The sequence below is a fragment of the Comamonas sp. C11 genome, assembly GCF_024496285.1.
GTDB lineage: Bacteria > Pseudomonadota > Gammaproteobacteria > Burkholderiales > Burkholderiaceae_C > Comamonas > Comamonas testosteroni_F.
Genome location: NZ_CP101743.1, coordinates 863,229 through 883,054, shown reverse-complemented (window position 1 = coordinate 883,054; position 19,826 = coordinate 863,229). Strand labels below are relative to the sequence as shown.

Below are 19,826 nucleotides of genomic sequence, written 5' to 3'. Positions count from 1 at the left end.
CGGCTGGGGAGAGGTCTTGAAAGCTCAGGAAATTGCCTTATTATTAGCACTCGATAGGGTTGAGTGCTAACAGCTTGACCCTAGATATTCCGAATGTCGGCCAGGATGGCTGGCAAGTCTTGTTTCAACTTTGTTGATGTATTTAGGAGTTGGTATGAACCTGCGTCCCCTGCACGATCGCGTGATCGTCAAGCGCCTCGAAAACGAAACCAAGACAGCCTCGGGCATCGTGCTCCCTGATGCTGCCACCGAGAAGCCTGACCAAGGCGAAGTGCTGGCTGTGGGTCCCGGCAAGCGCAACGACAAGGGCGAACTGATCGCTCTGAACGTGAAGGTCGGCGACCGCGTTCTGTTCGGCAAGTACTCTGGCCAAACCGTGAAGATCCACGGCGACGAGCTGCTGGTCATGAAGGAAGACGACCTGTTCGCAGTCGTCGAGAAGTAATCCTTCCCGAACACATCCCCTATTCATACAACTGCTGGCGACTGATCGATAAGCGCCGGCAGAACATTTGAACCCCATTCTTTAGGAGCCAAAAATGGCAGCAAAAGACGTAGTTTTCGGCGGTGAAGCACGTGCACGCATGGTTGAAGGCGTGAACATCCTGGCTAACGCAGTCAAGGTTACCCTGGGCCCCAAGGGTCGCAACGTGGTGCTGGAGCGCTCCTTCGGCGCCCCCACCGTGACCAAGGACGGCGTGTCCGTGGCCAAGGAAATCGAACTCAAGGACAAGCTGCAGAACATGGGCGCCCAGCTCGTGAAGGAAGTGGCCTCCAAGACCAACGACATCGCTGGTGACGGCACGACCACCGCTACCGTGCTGGCCCAAGCCATCGTGCGCGAAGGCTCCAAGTACGTGGCCGCCGGCCTGAACCCCATGGACCTGAAGCGCGGCATCGACAAGGCTGTCGCCGCCCTGGTGGAAGAGCTGAAGAAGCAATCCAAGGCCACCACCACTTCCAAGGAAATCGCTCAAGTGGGCACGATCTCCGCCAACTCCGACTCCGACGTGGGCGAGATCATCGCTCAAGCCATGGACAAGGTCGGCAAGGAAGGCGTGATCACGGTTGAAGAAGGCAAGAGCCTGGCCAACGAACTGGATGTCGTCGAAGGCATGCAGTTCGACCGCGGCTACCTGTCGCCCTACTTCATCAACAACCCCGAAAAGCAAGCTGCAATTCTGGACAACCCCTTCGTGCTGCTGTTCGACAAGAAGATCAGCAACATCCGCGACCTGCTGCCCACGCTGGAAGCTGTTGCCAAGGCCGGCCGTCCCCTGCTGATCATTGCCGAAGACGTCGAAGGCGAAGCCCTGGCGACTCTGGTGGTGAACACCATCCGCGGCATCCTGAAGGTTGTGGCTGTGAAGGCTCCCGGCTTCGGCGACCGTCGCAAGGCCATGCTGGAAGACATCGCCATCCTGACTGGCGGCAAGGTCATCGCTGAAGAAGTGGGCCTGTCTCTGGACAAGGTGACTCTGGAAGATCTGGGCCAGGCTGCTCGCGTCGAAATCGGCAAGGAAAACACCACCATCATCGACGGTGCTGGCGCTGCTGACGAAATCGAAGCCCGCGTGAAGCAAATCCGCATCCAGATCGAAGAAGCCACTTCCGACTACGACCGTGAAAAGCTGCAAGAGCGCGTGGCCAAGCTGGCCGGCGGTGTTGCCGTGATCAAGGTTGGCGCTGCCACCGAAGTCGAAATGAAGGAAAAGAAGGCCCGCGTGGAAGACGCCCTGCACGCTACCCGCGCTGCTGTGGAAGAAGGCATCGTGGCCGGCGGTGGCGTGGCCCTGCTGCGCGCCAAGCAAGCCGTTGGCGCCCTGGCTACCGGCAATGCCGAACAAGACGCCGGCATCAAGCTGGTGCTCAAGGCTATCGAAGCTCCTCTGCGCGAAATCGTGGCCAACGCCGGTGGCGAGCCCTCGGTGGTCGTGAACGCCGTGTTGAACGGCTCGGGCAACTACGGCTTCAACGCTGCCAACGACACCTACGGCGACATGCTGGAAATGGGCATTCTGGACCCCACCAAGGTGACTCGCACTGCTCTGCAAAACGCCGCTTCCGTGGCTTCCCTGCTGCTGACTACCGAGTGCATGATCGCCGAAGCCCCCAAGGCTGACGCAGCTCCTGCCATGCCCGATATGGGTGGTATGGGCGGCATGGGCGGCATGGGCATGTAATTGCTCTGCTGCTGACCGGGTGGTTTGCACCATCCGGTTTTGCACAAAAGAAAAGGCCGCAGATGCGGCCTTTTCTTTTGTGCGTCGCGCTTCACTAGCTGCTCGGCTTCGGACACAAAAAAGCCAGCCGATATTGGCTGGCTTTTTTGTCCAAGGATTCGCCTTAGAAACGATGACGCAGACCGATGGTGATGCCGGTACGCTTTTTCGCGCCATTGGAATCGAGCATCACGCCCGCACCGCCTTTGGTCTTAGTGTGATCCACCGCGAAATAGGCATCGGTACGCTTGGAGAAGGCATAGTCGGCAACGGCAACGATAAAGTCTGCCTTGCCGTTAAAAGCACCAGTCGCCGATCCCGATTGCTTGGCATGGTAGTAATGCATGCCTGCATTGAGCTGCGGCGTGACCTGGTAGCCAAAGCCGACCTTGAACATCTCACGCTTGTTGGCAAAATTCCCGGGCGCATTACCCGCGATAAAGCCACCATTGGAAGAGCCTGTCCAATATGCATTGAGCAGGCCGGCGTCAAAAATGGCACCAGCCCCTGCAGCACCGAGACTATCCTTGACCTTGTTCTGGCCGTAGCCAGCCATCAGATACAGAGGCCCGGTGCGATAGGAGCCACCCAGTGTCCAGGCATCCACATCGGTGCCGGCGGGCAAGGTCGAGCGCTGGAAAGCACCGCCCACAGAAATGCCGTTGGCAGAATATCGCAGATAGCCGCCCGCGGTTTTCAATGCCAGACCGCCTGGTGTCATATCAATACTTCCGCCTTTCTTGGCAAAGGTATTGCCCTCGTCAAAAGAATACTGCAACCCCGCACGAACCGGCCCAAACTCGGCAACGTACTTGAGCATATTGTTTGCACGCGCGCCCAGAGACATGCCGATTTCAGGCTTGTAGGCATCCATATAAGGGGAATATGGGAACGATGCATAGGTAGAGGTCACCAGATCAAACAGCACGTTGTATTGGCGCCCCATGGTCACCTGACCAAAACTGGTGCTGCGCAAGCCCACCCAGGACTGCGCAAAGTAAGGCTGAGCAGTGCTGGGCGTACCCGAATCCGTCCAGAAACGATTTTCCAGGTTGGCAATCGCCGACAGGCCGCCGCCCAAATCTTCCTTGATATTGATACCCCAGCGGCTCTCGGACATGCCACCACCGATCATTTTGGTCAGACCGCTTTTATTCGGACCCTCATTAGTCGTGTGACGAATCGCTGCATCCACAATGCCATACAGTTGCACGCTGCTTTGTGCATAAGCCATTGTTCCCAGAGAACCCAGCACAGCCAAAGCCAATGTTTTTTTCACAAATGAAGATGTCATTGTGTTGCCTCTCTCTTAATTCAATTCACAAACAGTTGGTGGAAAATTCATTCTAGAAATGCTTTCCTCAACCGCGCGAGCATTGGCACAAGCGCAACACAGGCCTTTCCCTCTGGGGGGCAAACCTCTCAGCAATCACCCTTTAAGGTCTAACCCGGAAAAACAAAAAAGGCCTGTCTTTCGACAGGCCTTTGGCTTTTAAGCAGTTACTGGCTTACGCCAGCAATTGATTAGAAAGCGTGGCGGATACCCACTTGCACGCCAGCTTGGTTCATGCCAGTACCATTAGCCTTCATGCCAACGGTGTCGCTCACACCCTTGGCAGCCAGAGCCATAGAGGAACCGTCTTGGTTCTTCAGGTAAGCCACAGTGCCGTACAGGGCAGTGCGCTTGGACAGGTTGTGCACATAGCCCAGCGACAGCTGGTGAGCCTTGGCAGGACCTTGTTGGTCGTAGTAAGCGTACTGAGCCTTCACTTCACCCACGCCACCCACGGGAGCGGACACGCCCAGCAGGTAGTTACGGAACTTGGCGCTGGAGCCAGCATCGGGCTTGTACTTGATCTGTTGTGCCAGACCTGTCACCTTGGCCACGCCAAAGTTGTAAGAAGCGCCGATGGACATTTCATCACGGTCGCCAGCAGCACCCTTCAGGTTGCCGTATGCAGCAGTCACGCTCAGAGGACCGTTGTCATAGCCAACGTTACCACCGGCGTAGCGGCCAGACTTAGTACCAGCAACAGCCTTCTCGTCGAAAGCGTAGCTGATGTTGCCAGTGAAGCCGTTGAAGTTAGGCGAAGAGTAGGACACCATGTTGTTGGCACGGATGGTGTTTGTGTCGCCAGAATTGGCGAAACCACCAACGGTAGACCAACGGCTGTAACCCATGTTTTGGCCGATACCGGTAGCGCCGAACAGGTCATACTTCAGACCAGCACGGAAAGTGGGGGTTGTTTCACGACCCAGGCGAACTTCACCGAAGTTGCCGGACAGACGCACGGTGGATTCGCGCTTGAAATCAAAGCCCGAACCATTGCCAGTGTCGCCGAAGATTTCGCCTTCCAGCCAGAAGCCAGCCTTCAGACCGCCACCCAGGTCTTCAGTACCGCGCAGGCCCAGACGGCTGGTAGCGTTACCGCTTGTACCAACACCGTACTTTGCATCCTTGCCATCAGCGTTGTCCACGTAAGACACGCCAGTGTCAACGATACCGAACAGAGTCACGGAAGATTGAGCCATTGCGGCGCCGGAAGCGGCCAGCACTGCCAGGGCGATCAGAGATTTTTTCATTACGAGTTACTCCAAGGTTTAGAAGGGCGCCGGTTCTATGGGAGAGAGACTTGAGCCTCGAGCTCCACCGGTTTCCCGCGCCAACCTCCTGGTGGGGAAGTTGGGTCTATTGCACCAGACCACCGAGCCCAGCGCAAAGGAATTCACCCAAAACTGCTCGATTCGGCGCGTTTTCGTTGCACCACCGCAACAAACACCAAGCCGCACTAGCGGGCACACCCTTAGGGGTTTCGGCCTAGGATTGCCCCAGCGCAAGTTGCGGATGAGCCACTCTGGTGTACCTTATATGCATTGACGCCAGACAGGCGCCGCATTGAGTTCTTTTTAGCCATGGACAAGTTTCTGACCGCTGCCGATGCAGCTCTTCGCACTTTGTTTGCCGACCCGGTGGCCGCAGAGCGCTCGCCTGCAGCAGGGATCGCCGAAGCCGACCTGAGCGATGAACAGCGCAGGCTCTCCGCAGCCTTGATGCGCGTCAATCATGTGGGCGAGGTCTGTGCGCAGGCCCTGTACAACGCCCAGGCCATGGTGACCAAGGACATGGAGTTGCGCGAGCATCTGCTGCATGCCGCTCGCGAGGAAATGGACCACCTGGCCTGGACCCGCGAGCGCCTGCATGCCCTGGGTGACAGACCTTCATTGCTGAACCCGCTGTGGTTTGCTGGCGCCTTTGCCATTGGCACGATTGCCGCCAAATTCAGCGATGCCGCCAGCCTGGGTTTTGTGGTCGAGACAGAAAATCAGGTTTCTGCCCACCTGGCGAGCCATCTGGGTCGCCTGCCCGAAGAGGACGAGGCTTCGCGTGCCGTGGTCGAACGCATGAAGGATGACGAAGAGCGTCATGCCGCGGCAGCGATCGATGAAGGCGCAATCCAACTGCCGCCGATTGCCCAGGGGCTGATGCGTGCAGCAGCCAAAGTCATGACGATTACAGCGCATCGCATCTGATTGGCGCCTGTTCAACAAAAACGGGCCGTTGAGGCCCGTTTTTCGACCAAACGTCCAGTTCAGGCTTCGACGATGTCGAAACCCGTAGTGATTTCTGCCGTTTTGCCCAGCATGATGGTGGCCGAGCAGTATTTGTCGTGGCTCATGGCGATGGCGCGTTCGACGGCGCCGGCAGGCAGGTTCTTGCCGCTGACCGTGAACTGCATGTGGATCTTGGTGAACACCTTGGGGTCGGTCTCGGCGCGCTCGGAAGTCAGCTGCACGCTGCAGCCCTTCACATCGTGGCGGCCACGCTTGAGGATGAGCACCACGTCGTAGGCCGTGCAGCCGCCGGCACCGGCCAGCAGCATCTCCATGGGGCGCGGTGCCTGGTTGCGACCGCCGTTGGCCGGGTTCTTCTCGTCCGGCGCGCCATCCATATTGACCACATGGCCGCTGCCGGTCTCTGCCACAAAACCCATGCCCGAGCGCGTTCCGGTGGCCGCGCCTGTCCAACTAACTGTGCATTCCATTGTTTTTCCTCTCGAAACTGTTGCAATTTTGCATCAAATACATAAAAACCCGAATCTTTTGATGCACAGAAAACACAAGCCTCATACAATACAACTCAAGCGTTACCTGTGAGGTCAAACCCGCAGGCAGACTGCAGATTACTGGTTAACACCGATCTGTATCGCACCGATTGTCTCCTCCACCTCCTCTAATGGTGGATTCAGCCCCTAGCTCCTGAGCTAGGGGCTTTTTTTCGTACCTGCCCATCCCGCTTCTCAGAGCGACAGCATGCACCTCTTGAGCGAGTACTGCAGCACGGCAAGCAAGCGCCTATCATGGTCGGCTTCCATGCACCCGGCAGGCTGATGACCCTGGCTCTGGTGCTCTGCTTTCGATTTGCACCATGACTCAAGCCCTGACCCCTGCCGATTATCTGACTCGCATCCTCAATGCACGCGTCTATGACGTGGCCGTGGAGTCCGATCTGGACATTGCCAAGAACCTCAGCCGCCGCCTGCACAACAAAGTGCTGCTGAAGCGCGAGGACCAGCAGCCTGTCTTCAGCTTCAAGTTGCGCGGCGCCTATAACAAGATGGCCAATCTGACGGCCGAGCAGCTGCAAAAGGGCGTGATCTGCGCCAGCGCGGGCAACCATGCCCAGGGTACGGCGATGAGCGCCAAGAAGCTGGGCTGCCGCGCCGTGATCGTGATGCCCACCACCACACCCCAGGTGAAGATCGATGCCGTGATCGCCCTGGGCGGCGAGGCGGTGCTGGCCGGAGAAAGCTACTCCGACGCCTACAAGCACGCCGTCAAGCTGCAAAAGTCCGAGGGCCTGACCTTTGTCCACCCCTTTGACGACCCCGATGTGATTGCCGGGCAGGGCACCATCGCCATGGAGTTGCTGCGCCAGCTGCAAAAACTGGGCAGCCAGCGCCTGGATGCCATCTTCGTGCCCATCGGCGGCGGCGGCCTGATTGCCGGCATTGCCAACTACATCAAGGCCGTGCGCCCCGAGGTGAAGGTGATCGGGGTGCACACCAAGGATTCGAACGCCATGATGCAGTCCGTGCAGGCGGGCGAGCGTGTGGAACTGGCCGATGTGGGCCTGTTCGCCGACGGCACGGCCGTGAAGCTGGTGGGGGCGGAAACCTTCCGCGTCACCCAGGGCCTGGTGGATGACTATGTGACCGTGGACACCGATGCCGTCTGCGCCGCCATCAAGGACATCTTTACCGACACCCGCTCCATCGTCGAGCCATCGGGCGCCCTCGGCGTTGCGGCCATCAAGCAGTACGTGGCCAGGCACAAGACCAAGGGCGAGACCTACGCCGCCATACTGAGCGGCGCCAATATGAACTTCGACCGCCTGCGCTTTGTGGCCGAGCGCGCCGAAGTCGGCGAGGAGCGCGAAGCCCTGTTCGCCGTCACCATCCCCGAGGAACGCGGCAGCTTCAGGCATTTCTGCGAGGTGGTGGGCAAGCTGCCCGGCGGCCCGCGCAACGTGACCGAGTTCAACTACCGCATCAGCCACGACAGCAAGGCCCATGTGTTTGTGGGCCTGACCACGCCGACCAAGGGCGAGTCCGAGAAGATCTGCAAGAACTTCCAGAAGAACGGCTTCGAGGCGCTGGATCTGACCTTTGACGAGATGGCCAAGGAGCATCTGCGCCATATGGTGGGCGGCCACTCGCCGCTGGCACAGGACGAGCGCCTGCTGCGCTTTGTCTTTCCCGAGCGTCCCGGCGCGCTGTTCAAGTTCCTGAGCCTGATGGCGCCGACCTGGAATATCTCCCTGTTCCACTACCGCAACCAGGGGGCCGACTACGGCCGCATTCTGGTCGGCATGCAGGTGCCGGCCAAGGACCACAAGAAGTTCGACAGCTTCCTCAAGAACCTCGGCTATCCCTGGGTGGAGGAAACCGACAATCCTGCGTATCAGCTGTTCCTGAAGTAAAAAACAGGAGCTGCTACCGCTTTCCCAGCATTGATTTCAGATAGAAAAGTATCTAAAACCAAGGAACAGAAAGCGAAAGCAGCTCCTTTTTTATTCACAACACCATGCAAGCCCTGCGCCACTATCTGCTGGCCGTCCAGTTTTTCAGCCGCATCCCCGTGGCCGGACGCCTGGCGGCCTGGGTGGGCTGGAGCCCCGAGATGCAGCGCGCCAGCGCCGCGCATCTGCCGGGCGTGGGCTGGCTGGTGGGCCTGTGGGCCGCGCTGCTGCTGGGAGCCTTGCTATGGCTGCTGCCGGCAAGCCCCTGGTCGCCGCTGGCGGCGGCGCTCATCAGCACCGGCGGCACGGTCTGGCTGACCGGCGGTTTCCATGAGGACGGCCTGGCCGACGTTGCCGACGGACTGGGCGGCCTGGTGCCAGCCGAGCGGGCGCTGGAGATCATGAAGGACTCGCGCATCGGCGCCTATGGCGTGATGGCACTGCTCATGGCCCTGCTGACCAAGGTCGTGCTGATCGCCCTGCTGCTGTCCGTGATACCGCCGTTCTGGGGGCCGGTGCCGGTGCTCATCCTCGTGTGCTGCATTCATGTGCTGTCGCGCTTTGCGCCGCTGGTGCTGATGCGCAGCCTGCCCCACGTCGGCCTGGCCGCGAGCAGCAAGACCCTGCATATCGCGGGCAGGCAACTGGGCTGGCAAGAGCTGCTGACCGGCGGCCTCTGGTGCCTGCCGGCACTGGGCCTTCTGGGCTGGCTCGGCGTCTGGAGCTTTGTGCCCAGCCTGCTGACGGCCATGCTGCTCACCACCTGGCTGCTGCAGCGCTGGCTGTGCAAGCGTCTGGGCGGCATGACGGGCGACTGCCTGGGCGCCTGCCAGCAGCTCAATGAACTGGCCCTGCTGCTGGCCAGCTGCATCTATCTGCGCCAGTTGCTTCAGGCATGAAAACACTATGGCTGGTGCGCCACGCACGTCCCTTGATCGACACCGAGCGCTGTTACGGCCGCCTCGATATCGCCGCTGATGCAGAGGCCACACAGCAAGCCGCCCAGGCCTTGCAGCAATCTCTGCGGCCCCTGCATGGCAAGCTGCAGATCCGGCATTCACCGCTGCAGAGATGCAGACAGCTGGCGTTGGATCTGCAGGTACTGGAGCCGGATTTCGTCTCCACCCCCGACGGCAGATTGCTGGAGATGGACTTCGGACATTGGGAAGGCCTGCGCTGGAATGACATCGGCGAAGCCGCCATCAGCGCCTGGGCGCAGGATCTGGCGCTGCACGCGCCCGGCGACGGCGAATCCCTGGCTCAGATGCTGCAGCGCGTCCACGAGGCTCTGCAGGACGCGCTCAGCGGCCACAGCGAGCATATGGTGTGGATCTGCCATGCCGGCGTGGCACGCTGCGCGCAATGGCTGCTGCAGCATGGCCACCGGCTGCCGCAAAGCCATGAGTGGACCTTGCCGGCGCCCGCCTATGGGCGGTGGCTGCAGCTAGAGCTCAGTTGAAGCTGGCCATAGGCGGCCTGGGCAATTGCAGCACCGTGCTGGTCGGCCCGTTGGCAGGACCCAGTCGCGCTTCGCGCGCCGCCAGCGATTGCAGAATCACACCATCCTCCACGGCTTCACCTACACGCACAGCCTTGCTGCCCTTGCCTTCCACGGCAATCACGGCGGCGCCGCCACCTGTTTCGTGCCCTGCCAGAACCCCCAGCAGCGCATAGCGGCTGGCCACTGGTGCGGCCACGGCGGCGGCAGGCGCTGCGACCGCCCCCAAAGCCTTGGCCATGGCCTGGGCATTGGCCTGTACCGGCTGAGCAGGTACGACCAAGGGTAACTGCTCACTGGCACTGCCGACGAACCGGAGTGTCCAGAACACCACCACCGCAGCGGCAATCGCCCACAGCAGCAGGGTCGTGAGTTTGACCGGCATGGAAAGGCCCTGACCGGTATTGAAAGATTGCAGTCGCATTCGACGATTATGATGGTGCAATACTGCATTTTTCCTACAGTTTCCAATGAGCACCAACTGCCGTCATCCGATGTCTGCTATTCGCCACGCCGCATCACGCGGCTTCACCCTGATCGAGTTGATGGTGGTGCTGGTCATCATTGGCGTGCTGGCAGCGCTTATCGTGCCCAATGTGCTGGACCGCGCCGACGATGCGCGCGTGACCGCGGCCAAGACCGATATCGCCAATATCAACCAGGCGCTCAAGCTCTACCGCCTCGACAACCAGCGCTATCCAACGGCCGAACAGGGCCTGCAGGCGCTGGTGGCCAAACCAACCACCGGCCCCGCTCCGCAGAACTGGAAGCCCTACCTGGAAAAGCTGCCCAATGACCCCTGGGGCAATCCTTATCAATACCTGAACCCCGGCGTGAAGGGCCCCATCGACATCATGTCGTTAGGCGCTGACGGCAAGGCCGGCGGCGAAGGCAAGGATGCGGATATTGGCTCCTGGCAATAGAAATGAGCCCCCACGCTCCCTCACTGTGTGTGGTCGCTGCCCCCCGAGGGGGCCCTGAGCGGCTGGCGCCGGGGTTTGCCTTGGGGCGGCCCGGCGGCAACCCCGAACGCATCAAATGCCTGTAAAACTGGTGCGCTCTGTCACAGGGACAGCCAGCAAGGGCCGCCCCGCAGCACAGGCTGTCGTCCCCCGGGGGGGAAGGCGCGCAGCGCTTCAGGGGGGATTCACACTCTTGGAGTTGCTGGTGGTGATTTCCATCATGGCGCTGGCGACGGCGGGTGTGAGCCTGGCCATACGCGACAGCGGCGAGCAGCAGCTCGAACGCGAGGCCCAGCGTCTGGCCACGCTGCTCGAATCCGCACGCGCCCAGGCCCGTACCAATGGCGCCCTGGTGGTCTGGCGCCCGATGCCGCAGGGCTTCCGGTTTGAAGGTCTGCCACCCAACGTCAAGATGCCCACGCAATGGCTGCAGACTCCTGTGCTGGTGCAGCCCAATACACCCGTGGTGCTGGGGCCGGAGCCGCTGATTCCAAGGCAGAGCATTACCTTGTCGCTGCCCGGCAGCAGCTCCGCGCCAGTGCGGCTGGCCACCGACGGGCTGCACCCGTTCAGCATTCAAAATCTGCAGGAGACGCCATGAAGCCCGCCCTGCTGCAGCGCGGCTTCACGCTGATCGAGGTACTGGTCGCGGTCGGTATCGTCGGCGTCACCCTGCTGGCTGGACTTCAGGCCAGCAGCGCCCTGACGCGCAATGCCCAGCGCCAGTCCGACGTCATCCTGGCCCAGCTCTGCGCGCAGAACGAACTGGTGCGACTGCGGCTGTTCAATCAGATGCCTGCCGTCGGGGACACCACCATCCAGTGCCAGCAGGCCGGCAGACAGATGCAGGTACAGCTCAGCGTGCGCCCCACGCCCAACCCCAGCTTCAGGCGCGTGGATGCCCAGGTGTTTTCCGAGGCTGCTGCGGTGCTGCGCGTCTCCACCATCGTCGGTCGCTACTGAATCATGATCAGCATGCGCAACAGAAACCAAGGTTTCACACTGATCGAGCTGCTGGTGGCCCTGGCCGCCATGGCCCTGCTTTCCATCATGAGCTGGCGCGGCATCGACGGCATGCTGCGCGCGCAGGAAGTGACGCGCGAGCAAGGTGAGCAACACGCCGTCATGCAGACCGTGCTGGCTCAGTGGAATGCCGACCTCAACGCGCTGATGCCGCTGCAGGGACGCCAGGTGCTGGACTGGGACGGTCAGGTGCTGCGCCTGACGCGCAAGACCAGTGCAGCCGTCGACAACGGGGCACTCATCGTGGCCTGGAGCCGTCGCAATGTGGATGGCCGCTTCCAATGGGTGCGCTGGCAATCGCTGCCCGCACGCACGGTCAGCGAATGGAACGATGCCTGGAACCAGGCGGCCCAATGGGGCCGCAATCCCTCCAGCGACCAGATGCGCCGCGAAACCGTGCTGATACCGCTCGACCTGTGGCGCGTCTACTACTACCGCAGCAACGCCTGGACCAACCCCCAGTCCAGCGATCAGGGCGGCGATGACGGCAGCAGCGTCGGCAGCGACGGCAATCCCGTGCTGCCCACGGTGCCCGACGGCATACGCATCGAGCTGACCCTGCCGCCCGGCCGCGCGCTCAATGGCGTGATGACGGTGGACTGGGTCAACCCGCTGCGCTCCAACTCACGATCATGAAATCCCCCCAGAGTCGCTTCGCGCCTTCCCACCCCATCGCTGCGGGGCGGCCCTTGCTCGGGACTGCCGGCTTGGGGAGCGCCAGTTTCAGACACAGGCGCCAGCGCGGTGCAGCGCTGCTGGCGGCCATGCTGACGGTGGTGCTGGTCGCCACCCTGGCCTCGGCCGCGCTCTGGCAGCAATGGCGCGATGTGGAAATCGAGACCGCCGAACGCAATAGAGTTCAGGCCAACTGGTTGCTGCTGGGCGCGCTGGACTGGTCGCGCGTGGTGCTGCAGGAGGACTCGCGCGCCAACCGCAGCAACCCGGTCGATCATCTGGGTGAGCCCTGGGCGGTGCCGCTGAAGGAGGCTCGCCTGTCCACATTTCTGGCAGCCAAGAACAATGTCAGTCAGGTCGATGACGGTCTTGCCGACATGCAGGACGCTTTTCTCTCGGGCGAGATCGTGGATCTGCAGTCACGCCTGAATCTGCGCAATCTGCTCAGCGGGGCCGATTCCAGCGTGAAGGAGGAAAACCTCAAGCCTTTTCTGCGCCTGTTCGAGCGCCTGGGTCTGCCCGGCAGCTCCGTCATGCAGATCGCCACGGCCTTGCAGCAAGCCATGCGCGGCAAGAGCCAGACTGCGCCGCTGATGCCTCGCACCGTCAGGCAACTGGGCTGGCTGGGCATTGATCCGCGCATCATCGCGCGCATCGAACCCTATGTCTCGCTGTTGCCCGAGCGCACCATGGTCAATCTCAACACGGCCAGCGCCGAGGTCATCTGGGCCAGCACCGAGGATCTGGACTGGGCCCGCGCCAACCAGCTGGTGCAGTTGCGCGACGCCTCTCCTTTCAAGTCCCTGAATGCAGCGGCTGCGGCCATAGGCCTGAGCGGCGTCTTCAACAGTGCCATGCACTCCGTGACCACCAGCTATTTCGAAGCCCGCGGCCGCCTGCGCCTCGGGGACAATGTCTTGAGTCAGCGCTCACTGATTCAGCGCAAGGACATGAACGTGACTACCCTGTGGCAGGAGCATGCCGACTGGGGTATGCCCGCGGTTGCCAGACCCTGACACCCTGATGTCACACTGCCCCCATAGAATGCTGCATCTTCCCTCATGAGCACATTGCTAATACAGCTGTCGGCGAAGCCCGCCAACTCCGCCACGGAATATCTCTACGTCCTCAGTGACGATGGTCAAAGCATTCAGCGCAGCGGCCAGGCTGCTGCATCCCTGCTGCCGGCCACAGGCCGTACGACCCAGGTCACTGCCGTCATTCCGGCAGCTCAGTTGTCCTGGCATGCCGTCACCTTGCCTTTGGGACTGAATGTGCAAAGCCGGCGTCAGCAGCGTCTGCGCGCCGTGCTCGAGGGTTTGCTGGAAGAAAAGCTGCTCGATGAGCCGGCCGCCATGCACCTGGCTCTGGACGCTGGCTCGGCGGCAGGTCAGACCTGCTGGGTAGCCGCCTGCGACAAGGGCTGGCTGCAATCCCATCTCCAGGCCCTGGAGCAGCATGGTCATGCCGCCAGCCGCCTGGTGCCCGAACAATGGCCCAGCAGCAAGGCCCAGCTGCTTCTGTCGGGCGACAGCACCCTGCCCCAGTTGAGCGCCACCGGACTGGATGCACAGGCCTGCCTCGTCGTCCTGCCCCAGCATGCCGATGCCGGCCTGTTGCAGCCACTGCTGGCTCGCCTGCCCGAGGATCTGCCAGTGCTGGCCGAACCCCATCTGGCACGCAGCGCGGAAGCGCTGCAGCGCCCGGTCGGCATCTTCACCGCCGCCCAGCGACTGCTGCAAAGTCATGGCTACGCAGGCGACCTGGCCCAGTTCGACCTGGACCTGGGCGGCAGCACCCGCGCCAAGCGCCGCCTGATCGATGCCTGGTATGGTTTTGCCAAGGCCCCGCAATGGCGCGCTGCGCGCTGGGCAGCAGGCATTGCCGTCCTTGCCCAGCTGGCCGGGCTCAACGCCTGGGCCTTCAGGGAAAACCGTGCCATCGAACTGCGCCAGCAGCAGGCCAAGCAGGTACTTCAGACCACCTTCCCTCACGTGCCCGTCATCATCGATGCTCCGGTACAGATGCAGCGCGAACTGGATCTGCTGCGCAGCAACTCCGGCGCACTGTCCGCCAACGACCTCGAGGCCCTTCTGGCAGCAAGTGCCGGCATCCAGGGCGTGCAGAATGCCAAGAGCCTGCAGTATCAGGACAAGCAGTTGCGCATCTCGGGTCTGGAGCTGAGCCCCGAAGCACTGGGCGACGCACAGCAAAGCCTGCAGGCCAACGGCTATATGCTGCAACCGGAAGGAACAGATCTGGTGCTGAGTGCAAAGGCTAGCCCATGAAGCAGAAAAACGCCTTGAAAACCGCATTGGCTCCGCTGCGCCAGCGCTGGAGTGCCCTGGCCCAGCGCGAACAGAATCTGTTGCTGCTCGCCGCCAGCGTCGTGTTGCTGGCCCTGCTCTGGTGGGTGGCACTGGCTCCGGCCCTGCACAGCCTGCGCACGGCCCCCGCGCGCCATGCGGCAGCGGAGCGCGAGCTGCAGAACATGCTGCAGATGCAGGCCCAGGCCGAGCTGCTGCGCCAGCAGCCTCAGGGGAATAGCACCGATACACGCACGCAGCTGGAGCAGTCGCTCAAGACCGAACTCGGCAGCAGCGCACAGCTGCAGTGGCTGGGCAACCGTGCCCAGGTCAGCCTGAGCAGTGCCGCCGCTCCCGCCCTGGCCCGCTGGCTGGCACAGGTGCGTGATAACAGCCATGCCTCGGTGGCCGAGATGAAGCTCAACCGCATCCTCGGTGAAAGTGTCGACGGCGCTGCCGTTACACGCTGGAGCGGCAATCTGCTGCTCGATTTGCCCGGCAACGCGGGTGGGCAGAACTGAGCCTAGGCCATGAAACTGTCCCGGTCACACCCAGCCAGCCAAGCCCTGCGCAGACCGCGCCAGGCGGGCGATCCGCGTTCGCCGCGCCGCTGGGCAGTGGGCGGTGCCTTGCTGGGCGCTCTGCTGACGGTGCTGGTCCAGGCTCCGGCGGCCTGGCTGGCCACAGGCGTGCAATCGATCACCGCCAACCAGGTACAGCTGCAGGAGCCGCGCGGCACGCTCTGGCGTGGCTCGGCCAGGCTGGTGCTCACGGGAGGCAAGGACAGCCAGGACCAGAGCAGCCTGCCCACGCGTCTGAACTGGACACTGCGCCCCAGCCTGAGCGGCGCCAGCATCAGCCTTCAAAGCGATTGCTGCACCAGCACCCCGATGCTGGCGCAGCTGCAGCCGGGCTGGAACGCCATGACGGTGCACGTCAAGGACAGCGTGCTGCAGCTGCCCGCCGACCTGCTGGCCGGCCTTGGCACGCCCTGGAACACCGTGGCCCTGCAGGGTCAGTTGCGCCTGTCCACGGTCGGGCTGACACTGCAATATCGCGCCGGCCGGGCCACCAGCCTGGGCCTGACGCGGCTGGAAGCATTGGCCGTATCGTCAAGACTGTCGTCGCTCAAGCCCCTGGGCAGCTACCGCCTCGATATACAGGGCGGAGACAATGCCCAGCTGAATCTGACCACGCTGGGCGGCGACCTGCAGCTCAGCGGCCAGGGCCAATGGGTGGGCTCGCGCCTGCACTTCAGGGGCGAAGCCTCTGCCAGCCCCGAGCGCGAAGCCGCTCTGTCGAATTTGCTCAATATCTTGGGGCGCCGCCAGGGTGCGCGCTCCATCATCACCTTTGGTTGACCCATGACTCAGCATTCACGCACCGCCTGGCAAAACACACTGCATTCGATAGCTGTTGCCTCGCTTGCCGTCTGCATTTCAGCACCCATTCATGCTCAAACCCAGAGCGGACAGGCGAATGCCACTCCTAGTTTGCGACCCGGCGAGCCGGTCACGCTGAACTTCACCAATGCCGATATCGAGGCCGTGTCGCGCGCCATGGCCGCTATCACCAATCGCAACGTGGTGGTGGATCCGCGCGTCAAGGGCCAGATCACGCTGCTGACCGACAAGGCCGTCTCGCCTGCCACGGCCTACCAGCAATATCTGGCGGCGCTGCGCATGCAGGGCTTCACGGTGACGGAGTCGGCAGGACTGTTCAAGGTGATTCCAGAAGCCGATGCCAAGCTACAGTCCAGCGAGGTCTCCGTGGGACAGGGCGGACGCGCCAGCCAGGGCGGCGGACAGATCGTCACTCAGATCTTCAAGCTCAACTACGAGAACGCCAACAATCTGGTGCCCGTGCTGCGGCCGCTGATCAGCCCCAACAACACCATCAACGTCAACCCCGGCAACAACTCGCTGATCATCACCGACTACGCCGACAATCTGCAGCGCATCTCGCGCATCATCGCCAGCACCGATGTCTCCAACGCCACCGATGTGGAAGTCATCTCGCTGCGCCATGCCGTGGCCGCCGATATGGTGGCCCTGGTCAATCGCCTGATGGAAGGTGGCTCTGCCACCGCCGGCGGCGTGATCCAGGCAGGAGCCGGCGCGGCAGCAGGCCAGGCGGACACCAGTTTCCGCACCTCCATACTGGCCGAGCCGCGCAGCAACTCGGTGCTGATCCGTGCGGCCAACCCGGCCAAGCTGTCGCTGATCCGCTCGCTGATCGCGCGTCTGGACCAGCCGGCCATGACGGGCAATGGTGACGACGGCAATATCCATGTGGTGTATCTCAAGAACGCCGACGCAGTGTCTCTGGCCGCCACGCTGCGTGCCGCCATCAATGCCCAGACCAGTGCCAGCACCGCACTGGGTGGCCAGCCGGGCATGACGGCAGCCGCCGGCTCGACCACCAATGCAGCAAGCTCCCAGCCCGTGATTTCACGCGGCACGGACGGCAGCGCAACCGTAGGCCTGGGCGGCGGCAACAGCGGCCCCAGCTCCCGTTTCGGCACCGCCCAGCAACCCTCCACGGGCGGCATGATCCAGGCCGACCCCACGACCAACTCGCTGATCATCACCGCCCCCGGCCCGCTGTACCGTCAGTTGCGCACCGTCATCGACAAGCTCGACGGCCGCCGCGCACAGGTGCTGATCGAAGCCCTGATTGTCGAAGTCTCCGCCGACAAGGCGGCCCAGCTCGGCGTGCAATGGAGCTCGGTGATCCGCAACAACGGCCGCGTGCTGGGCGTGCTCGGCAACGGCACCTCCATCAGCGGCATCTCCAACATCTTCGGCCTGTCGGGGGCCGTTGGCAATCTGGTCAACGGCACGCCCCTGACCGACAGCCAGGCCTCGGCGATCGGCGGCATGAAGGGGATGAACCTGGGCTTCACCCAGAACGTCAACGGCAACACCAGCCTGGGCGCCCTGGTCAACCTGATGCAGGGCGACGGCGACACCAACATCCTCTCCACCCCCAATCTGATGACGCTGGACAACGAGGAGGCCAGCATCATGGTGGGCGAGAACGTCCCCTTCCCCACGGGCTCCTATACCAACACTGCGGGCACCTCGGGCTCGGTCAATCCCTTTACCACCTATGAACGCAAGGACGTGGGTACGCTGCTCAAGATTCGTCCGCAGATCAACGAGAACGGCACCATCAAGATGGCCGTCTACCAGGAGAACTCGGCAGTCAAGCAGGGCACAGCCAACGCCCAGTCCGGCGCCACCACCACCAAGCGTTCCATCGAGTCGAACGTACTGGTCGAGGACGGTGCCATCGTGGTGCTGGGCGGCCTGATTGCCGACGAATACAGCCAGAGCCAGGAACGCGTGCCGCTGCTGGGCGACATTCCCCTGCTGGGCAATCTGTTCCGCAACACCAGCCGCGCGCGCAAGAAAACCAATCTGATGGTGTTTCTGCGCCCCACCGTGCTGCGCGACGCCAACTCCACCAGCCAGCTTTCGCAGGACCGCTATGAGTCCATTCGCGGCATGCAGCAAACCGTGCAGCCCGACCCCAATCTGCTGATGCGCAATGTCAATGCAGCGCCCTTGCTGCCCGCATCCAGCGGCGCTGCACAGTCAAGCGCGCCCAATGTGGCCATCGTTCCCGGAGCCAAGCCCGAGATCGTGGACTTCACGCGCCCGGGCCAGCCCACGGTGAACGGCCAGCCCGTGACCGTGACGCCTGCGACGCCCGCCACCCTGCCTCCAGGCACTCTGTAAGCGAAGGCCACGCATGCGCTACCCCCTGCCCTATGGCTTTGCCCGCAGCAGCCAGTTGCTGATCGAGGATGACGGCCAGGAGCCCGTGCTCTGGCATGGTCCGCAACCCGACTGGTCGGCCATCTCCGAAGTGCAGCGCAAGCATGCGGTGCAGCGTTGGCAACTACTGGACAGCGGCGCGCTGGCCCACCGCATCAGCGCGGCCTATGCACAAAGCGACTCCAGCGCGGCCATGGTGGTCAGCGAAGTCGAGTCCGATGCCGATCTGACACGCATGATGCAGGAGCTGCCAGCCGTGGAAGACTTGCTGGAAACCGCGGACGACGCCCCCATCATCCGCATGCTCAACGCCCTGCTCACGCAGGCGGCGCGCGACGGTGCTTCGGACATCCACATCGAGCCCTACGAGCGCCATTCCAGCGTGCGCTTTCGCGTGGACGGCGATCTGCGTGAGGTGGTGCAACCCAATCGCGCCCTGCACGCCGCCCTGATCAGCCGCCTGAAGATCATGGCCGACCTGGACATTGCCGAGAAACGCCTGCCCCAGGACGGCCGCATCAGCCTGCGCCTGGGCACGCGAGCCATTGACGTGCGCGTCTCCACCCTGCCCAGTGCCCACGGCGAGCGCGCCGTGCTGCGTCTGCTGGACAAGAGCGAGAGCAAGCTCAGCCTGGAAGCCGTGGGCATGGGCGGCGAGACGCTCAGGCGCTTCACCCATCTCACCGCGCAGCCGCACGGCATCGTGCTGGTCACCGGCCCCACGGGCTCGGGCAAGACCACCACGCTCTACGCCGCGCTGCAGCGCATGGATGCCAGCCACAGCAACATCATGACGGTGGAAGACCCCATCGAATACGAGCTGGCCGGCGTGGGCCAGACCCAGGTCAATGCCAAGATCGAGCTGACCTTTGCCAAGGCCTTGCGCGCACTGCTGCGTCAGGACCCGGACGTAATCATGATCGGCGAAATCCGCGACTTCGAAACCGCGCAGATCGCCATCCAGGCTTCGCTCACCGGCCACCTGGTACTGGCCACGCTGCATACCAACGACGCACCCAGCGCCGTCACCCGGCTGATCGACATGGGGGTCGAGCCCTTTTTGCTGTCCTCCTCGCTGCTGGGAGTGCTGGCACAGCGCCTGGTACGCAAGGTCGACCAGAGCGAGCCCAGCGGTTACCGGGGCCGCACCGGCATCTTCGAGCTGCTGACGGTGGACGATGCCATTCGCGCCCAGATCCACCGCGGGGCCAGCGAGGCCGAGATCCGCGAGACCGCCATGGCGGCAGGCATGCAGCTGATGCGCGAGGATGGCGAACGCCTGGTTCGCGAAGGCATCACCACCCAGGCCGAGGTCATGCGCGTGACGCGGGACTGAGGC

Annotated in this window: 20 protein-coding genes; 16 read left to right on the top strand and 4 right to left on the bottom strand. The window is 62.6% G+C overall.

Annotated features, from left to right (window positions below; all coding sequences use genetic code 11):
• Window positions 1-154 precede the first annotated feature (154 nt).
• Together groES and groL are read left to right on the top strand one after the other, a co-directional pair.
• On the top strand, window positions 155-445 hold the full coding sequence (groES, locus tag NOX35_RS03985) for a co-chaperone GroES (RefSeq protein WP_003058782.1): 291 nt from the start codon (window positions 155-157) through the stop codon (window positions 443-445).
• A 94-nt stretch (window positions 446-539) separates the two neighbouring features.
• Window positions 540-2,183: a chaperonin GroEL gene (gene groL / locus NOX35_RS03980; RefSeq protein WP_003061955.1), complete on the top strand. Its 1,644-nt coding sequence runs from the start codon at window positions 540-542 to the stop codon at window positions 2,181-2,183.
• A gap of 163 nt (window positions 2,184-2,346) precedes the next feature.
• Here the strand turns inward: groL and NOX35_RS03975 are convergent, their stop codons facing one another.
• Entirely contained in the window at window positions 2,347-3,516 is a 1,170-nt protein-coding gene (locus NOX35_RS03975) for a porin (protein ID WP_182285656.1), read from the bottom strand.
• Between the two features lie 230 nt (window positions 3,517-3,746).
• Window positions 3,747-4,805, bottom strand: coding sequence for a porin (locus NOX35_RS03970; protein WP_256495816.1), 1,059 nt, complete (start codon window positions 4,803-4,805; stop codon window positions 3,747-3,749).
• A 330-nt stretch (window positions 4,806-5,135) separates the two neighbouring features.
• Between NOX35_RS03970 and coq7 the strand changes: the two genes are divergently transcribed.
• Window positions 5,136-5,753 carry a 2-polyprenyl-3-methyl-6-methoxy-1,4-benzoquinone monooxygenase gene (gene coq7, locus NOX35_RS03965; protein ID WP_182285654.1) on the top strand — a complete coding sequence of 206 codons (618 nt, stop codon included), beginning with the start codon at window positions 5,136-5,138 and terminating at the stop codon, window positions 5,751-5,753.
• A 59-nt stretch (window positions 5,754-5,812) separates the two neighbouring features.
• Here the strand turns inward: coq7 and NOX35_RS03960 are convergent, their stop codons facing one another.
• On the bottom strand, window positions 5,813-6,265 hold the full coding sequence (locus NOX35_RS03960; RefSeq protein WP_012837016.1) for an OsmC family protein: 453 nt from the start codon (window positions 6,263-6,265) through the stop codon (window positions 5,813-5,815).
• Between the two features lie 383 nt (window positions 6,266-6,648).
• Here NOX35_RS03960 and ilvA point away from each other — a divergent pair, with 383 nt between their 5' ends.
• From ilvA to NOX35_RS03945, 3 genes are all read left to right on the top strand, one after another.
• Window positions 6,649-8,202: a threonine ammonia-lyase, biosynthetic gene (gene ilvA, locus NOX35_RS03955; RefSeq protein ID WP_182285653.1), complete on the top strand. Its 1,554-nt coding sequence runs from the start codon at window positions 6,649-6,651 to the stop codon at window positions 8,200-8,202.
• A gap of 104 nt (window positions 8,203-8,306) precedes the next feature.
• Complete coding sequence (locus NOX35_RS03950) at window positions 8,307-9,140, top strand: adenosylcobinamide-GDP ribazoletransferase (protein WP_256495815.1); 834 nt, start codon at window positions 8,307-8,309, stop codon at window positions 9,138-9,140.
• Window positions 9,137-9,700, top strand: a complete 564-nt coding sequence (locus NOX35_RS03945) for a histidine phosphatase family protein (protein WP_256495814.1) — start codon at window positions 9,137-9,139, stop codon at window positions 9,698-9,700. Before NOX35_RS03950 ends, NOX35_RS03945 begins: the two co-directional genes overlap by 4 nt.
• On the opposite strand, the gene NOX35_RS03940 is transcribed toward NOX35_RS03945, so the two are convergent.
• The gene (locus NOX35_RS03940; protein WP_182285650.1) at window positions 9,693-10,163 is read right to left on the bottom strand and encodes a general secretion pathway protein C; all 471 of its coding nucleotides are present in this window, start codon (window positions 10,161-10,163) and stop codon (window positions 9,693-9,695) included. The two genes, NOX35_RS03945 and NOX35_RS03940, sit on opposite strands and share 8 nt — an antisense overlap.
• 70 nt (window positions 10,164-10,233) lie before the next feature.
• Here NOX35_RS03940 and gspG point away from each other — a divergent pair, with 70 nt between their 5' ends.
• From gspG to NOX35_RS03890, 10 genes are all read left to right on the top strand, one after another.
• Window positions 10,234-10,662 (top strand): type II secretion system major pseudopilin GspG, encoded by a 429-nt coding sequence (gene gspG / locus NOX35_RS03935; protein WP_003058806.1) that lies wholly within the window; start codon window positions 10,234-10,236, stop codon window positions 10,660-10,662.
• A gap of 232 nt (window positions 10,663-10,894) precedes the next feature.
• The gene (locus NOX35_RS03930) at window positions 10,895-11,302 is read left to right on the top strand and encodes a type II secretion system protein GspH (protein ID WP_371878518.1); all 408 of its coding nucleotides are present in this window, start codon (window positions 10,895-10,897) and stop codon (window positions 11,300-11,302) included.
• On the top strand, window positions 11,299-11,664 hold the full coding sequence (gene gspI, locus NOX35_RS03925; RefSeq protein ID WP_034357356.1) for a type II secretion system minor pseudopilin GspI: 366 nt from the start codon (window positions 11,299-11,301) through the stop codon (window positions 11,662-11,664). Before NOX35_RS03930 ends, gspI begins: the two co-directional genes overlap by 4 nt.
• A gap of 3 nt (window positions 11,665-11,667) precedes the next feature.
• Window positions 11,668-12,360, top strand: a complete 693-nt coding sequence (locus tag NOX35_RS03920; protein WP_182285648.1) for a type II secretion system protein J — start codon at window positions 11,668-11,670, stop codon at window positions 12,358-12,360.
• Entirely contained in the window at window positions 12,357-13,415 is a 1,059-nt protein-coding gene (gene gspK / locus NOX35_RS03915) for a type II secretion system minor pseudopilin GspK (RefSeq protein WP_232538118.1), read from the top strand. Before NOX35_RS03920 ends, gspK begins: the two co-directional genes overlap by 4 nt.
• A 45-nt stretch (window positions 13,416-13,460) precedes the next feature.
• The gene (gene gspL / locus NOX35_RS03910; protein WP_182285647.1) at window positions 13,461-14,687 is read left to right on the top strand and encodes a type II secretion system protein GspL; all 1,227 of its coding nucleotides are present in this window, start codon (window positions 13,461-13,463) and stop codon (window positions 14,685-14,687) included.
• Window positions 14,684-15,226 carry a type II secretion system protein GspM gene (gene gspM / locus NOX35_RS03905; protein WP_256495810.1) on the top strand — a complete coding sequence of 181 codons (543 nt, stop codon included), beginning with the start codon at window positions 14,684-14,686 and terminating at the stop codon, window positions 15,224-15,226. Before gspL ends, gspM begins: the two co-directional genes overlap by 4 nt.
• 9 nt (window positions 15,227-15,235) lie before the next feature.
• On the top strand, window positions 15,236-16,066 hold the full coding sequence (gspN, locus tag NOX35_RS03900) for a type II secretion system protein N (RefSeq protein ID WP_256495808.1): 831 nt from the start codon (window positions 15,236-15,238) through the stop codon (window positions 16,064-16,066).
• A gap of 3 nt (window positions 16,067-16,069) precedes the next feature.
• A complete protein-coding gene (gene gspD, locus NOX35_RS03895) occupies window positions 16,070-18,448 on the top strand; it encodes a type II secretion system secretin GspD (RefSeq protein WP_256495807.1) in 2,379 nt (792 codons plus the stop codon).
• Between the two features lie 13 nt (window positions 18,449-18,461).
• Window positions 18,462-19,823 (top strand): GspE/PulE family protein, encoded by a 1,362-nt coding sequence (locus tag NOX35_RS03890; RefSeq protein WP_182285643.1) that lies wholly within the window; start codon window positions 18,462-18,464, stop codon window positions 19,821-19,823.
• Window positions 19,824-19,826: the final 3 nt, after the last annotated feature.

Coding starts and splice junctions, on each gene's coding strand:
- groES (WP_003058782.1), top strand. CDS start 155: ATGAACCTGCGTCCCCTGCACGATCGCGTGATCGTCAAGCGCCTCGAA.
- groL (WP_003061955.1), top strand. CDS start 540: ATGGCAGCAAAAGACGTAGTTTTCGGCGGTGAAGCACGTGCACGCATG.
- NOX35_RS03975 (WP_182285656.1), bottom strand. CDS start 3,516: ATGACATCTTCATTTGTGAAAAAAACATTGGCTTTGGCTGTGCTGGGT.
- NOX35_RS03970 (WP_256495816.1), bottom strand. CDS start 4,805: ATGAAAAAATCTCTGATCGCCCTGGCAGTGCTGGCCGCTTCCGGCGCC.
- coq7 (WP_182285654.1), top strand. CDS start 5,136: ATGGACAAGTTTCTGACCGCTGCCGATGCAGCTCTTCGCACTTTGTTT.
- NOX35_RS03960 (WP_012837016.1), bottom strand. CDS start 6,265: ATGGAATGCACAGTTAGTTGGACAGGCGCGGCCACCGGAACGCGCTCG.
- ilvA (WP_182285653.1), top strand. CDS start 6,649: ATGACTCAAGCCCTGACCCCTGCCGATTATCTGACTCGCATCCTCAAT.
- NOX35_RS03950 (WP_256495815.1), top strand. CDS start 8,307: ATGCAAGCCCTGCGCCACTATCTGCTGGCCGTCCAGTTTTTCAGCCGC.
- NOX35_RS03945 (WP_256495814.1), top strand. CDS start 9,137: ATGAAAACACTATGGCTGGTGCGCCACGCACGTCCCTTGATCGACACC.
- NOX35_RS03940 (WP_182285650.1), bottom strand. CDS start 10,163: ATGCGACTGCAATCTTTCAATACCGGTCAGGGCCTTTCCATGCCGGTC.
- gspG (WP_003058806.1), top strand. CDS start 10,234: ATGTCTGCTATTCGCCACGCCGCATCACGCGGCTTCACCCTGATCGAG.
- gspI (WP_034357356.1), top strand. CDS start 11,299: ATGAAGCCCGCCCTGCTGCAGCGCGGCTTCACGCTGATCGAGGTACTG.
- NOX35_RS03920 (WP_182285648.1), top strand. CDS start 11,668: ATGATCAGCATGCGCAACAGAAACCAAGGTTTCACACTGATCGAGCTG.
- gspK (WP_232538118.1), top strand. CDS start 12,357: ATGAAATCCCCCCAGAGTCGCTTCGCGCCTTCCCACCCCATCGCTGCG.
- gspL (WP_182285647.1), top strand. CDS start 13,461: ATGAGCACATTGCTAATACAGCTGTCGGCGAAGCCCGCCAACTCCGCC.
- gspM (WP_256495810.1), top strand. CDS start 14,684: ATGAAGCAGAAAAACGCCTTGAAAACCGCATTGGCTCCGCTGCGCCAG.
- gspN (WP_256495808.1), top strand. CDS start 15,236: ATGAAACTGTCCCGGTCACACCCAGCCAGCCAAGCCCTGCGCAGACCG.
- gspD (WP_256495807.1), top strand. CDS start 16,070: ATGACTCAGCATTCACGCACCGCCTGGCAAAACACACTGCATTCGATA.
- NOX35_RS03890 (WP_182285643.1), top strand. CDS start 18,462: ATGCGCTACCCCCTGCCCTATGGCTTTGCCCGCAGCAGCCAGTTGCTG.